The sequence below is a fragment of the Paenarthrobacter sp. NPDC057355 genome (assembly GCF_042667405.1).
In the GTDB taxonomy this organism is placed as follows: Bacteria; Actinomycetota; Actinomycetes; order Actinomycetales; family Micrococcaceae; genus Arthrobacter.
In genome coordinates this window covers 1-2,809 of record NZ_JBHVAL010000045.1, presented here as the reverse complement: position 1 = coordinate 2,809, position 2,809 = coordinate 1, and the positions used below count along the sequence as shown (strand labels likewise).

The window sequence follows — 2,809 nt, the reverse complement described above, 5'->3', positions numbered from 1 at the left end:
TTCGAGTACTCATCAGCCCACAAAAGATACGCGTTCGTCATCCGGGCCTTCACGTACTCAGTGGTCCACTTATCATGACCGTTCTGTACCCCACCCCACTCACCGTGAGGGTCGTCATAGGTTGTTTCAAGCTTCGGCACGTCCGCAGGACCGGCCTCGACAGGGCCGGATTTGTCGATAAACAAGGAAATGAACCACGTCAGCGGGCTGGAGTGCTCAGAGATCCATCCCCACCCCTTGGTCTTGACCAGGGTAACGAACGTCGAAACACCAACAATAACCAACGACACGATACCCAACGCTGCCGCCAAAGATGCAAGACCGGCCATGATCGCGCCGGCTTCAACACCGAACAAAGACGCCAACCCAATCCCGGCCTCGATCCCGGCACTGGCCAACGCCAACCCCGAGGCAATAATGTTCGTCCCGTCCCCGCCCTCAACAGCGGACGCGAACCAGAAAATCTGGCCCACCACAGGAACCGTGGCCAACAACGCAGCAGCCTGATTCAACACCGTTGAATCCTCACTGAAGCTTGTAAAAATCATGTACATCGCAAGGATCTCATTCACCGGAACATGCGGAGAGCCACCCACATGCGGGCCCTCACCCCGGGAATTCAACTCAGCAAAACCCTTCGAACGCAACACCTCATTGAACTCAGGAGTCCCCACACCACCCGGACCCTCAACGAGCGGACCCTTACCACCGCCCCCCCGAACCTCAGGAGCAAACCGCACAGCATCCCGCACCATCTCCGGTGAACCCGTCACACCCATCCCGGCAAGAACCTGCAAATCCTCCACCGACAACGACTCAAAAAACACGCTCTCCGAAGTATTGCTCTTCTCCAACTCGACACGGGTCTTCACGTCCTCCTCAAACGTCTTCACCTCCTCCTCACTCATCGGCTCCGACTCAGCAACATCAGGCTCGCAGGACTCATTCGCCCCGTCCCCGCCCTCAGCACCACACACAGGCACCGTGACCGGCGCTACTGGGCGCAGCTTCGAAGACTGGTACGGGTTCGCCAGATCCTCCGCCGTCAACACACCCGCGGCCACATCACGGGTAAAACGCGGCCGGGGGCTGCTTTTTCCATCAGGGCCGCGGTATGTGGCGCCCAAGTAGCTTGGACGGATACCTGTTTCCAGGGCCGCCCCGATCTTCGCCTCCGTCGGATTCACCTGGGCGAATTCAGTCAGCAGGTTGATTCTGTGTAACTCCTCGGGGGAGATGTGCCGAGCTTCACCCACCAATGCATTCTTCGCCGCCTGGTTCCGCCAGGCATGGGAAGTGATGGACAGTTCCTCGAGCGGGACCGGTGATAACTCCGGGTGGGCTTTTAAGTACTTCACCAGCGCTGTCATTTCGGACTCTCCGCCTACTGTCAGGATCTCAGCGGCAGCCAAGGGCTTTTTGTACGGTTTGGGCAGGCCGGCAGGGGCCTCCGGTGTGCCACCCCGGAAGACGTTGTAGGGGGTTTCGATCTTCAAATGCTCGCCGGCGCCGTCGCGCGGGTTGGTGTAAGCCTTGTTATCGGCGGTGTGGGTGAGCTCGTGGCCCAGGTTCGCCACCGGGTCTTTCCCGATCACAGCACCGGAGTTGGGGTCACGGATAGAGCTGACTGCGGCCGGGTCGTGGCGGACGTAAGAGGCGGTCCCCGTGGTGCTTCTGCTGAGGGGAGTTGCTGCAGCGCCTTCGCCAGGGGTGGGGAAGATGACTACCCCGATGTCCGGGTTCGCTGTTCCCTTAGGCAGGCCCCGGCCGCTGTGATCAATCCACAGGTTTCTCTCCCCTCCGGGGGTGGGCTTCAGAGTTCCGGCGACTTTCATGATGGTCTTACCCGACCCGGTGGACCATAACCGGTCCAGGTCAGCGGTGATCAGATCAACATTACGCTGCCACACCCCCACATCATCAAAGGAGTCCCACTTAGGGAAAGTCCTCCACCGCCCGCCGGGGTCGTTGTGGTTGGCGATCCAGATCCCGGGGTAGACCTCCACCGCGTCGAACTGCGGCATATCACCCGGGGACTGGCCCGGCAGGGCCGGGAATCCGATCCTGCGGACGTTGTCCGGGTCGGTGACCCTTGGTGGGGTCGTCGGGACCACTACCGGCGGTTTAGCGTTCGCGGCCGGCCCGGCCGCGACATCCACGACAACGAACAATGTCAACGTCACCGCAACAGCCAGCATCACGCCCAGGATCCGGGCCAGCACACCCGAACCGTCACGCCCTGCCAGCACCCGGCCGGCACCAACACCGGCTGCACTGGACCACAAACCCAAAACCATCAAACACACCTTCCACACAAGGAGGGGCGGTAGCGAAAGACGCACCGCAGAACAAGGCACCCGCACACTCCCGGCACCACGACGAATACGACCAAACCCCATTTCCGTGACGAACCCCAGCTGCGGGAGCCGCACCGATCTTCCAGCTCGGCCGGGTCAGGTCTGCCGATGCTGGGAGCCAGAACACACCCGGCCCTGGGGGCGTGGCTTCTCGGGAAGGCTGATTGTTGCTCCTTCGACGGGTTCCTGTTTGGGTCTCCTCCTGGTGGTGTGTCTGGAATTTTTGGGCGGATGGGTGGGACACAGCCCTCCGTGCCTGGGCTGTGTCTTTGGTCGTGGTGGTGGTTTGAGGGAGCGGGGCAGGGATGGTTGGAAGGGGGAGCCCACTCCCAGCGATGGGCTCCGTCTTCCATGTCGGGGCAAAGGGCCGGGGACCCGGTACCTGGATGCGTGGGTACTCGTGGTGCCCGGTCCTTTGCCTGGTGCTTCAACCTGCCGATATCCCGGGGAGG

Annotated in this window: 1 protein-coding gene; it reads right to left on the bottom strand. The window is 61.5% G+C overall.

The features are described 5' to 3' along the window. A partial coding sequence (locus ACFUOZ_RS21290; RefSeq protein ID WP_377552011.1) for a hypothetical protein occupies positions 1–2,297 on the bottom strand: 2,297 nt, incomplete at its 3' end. Between the last annotated feature and the right edge of the window lie 512 nt (positions 2,298–2,809).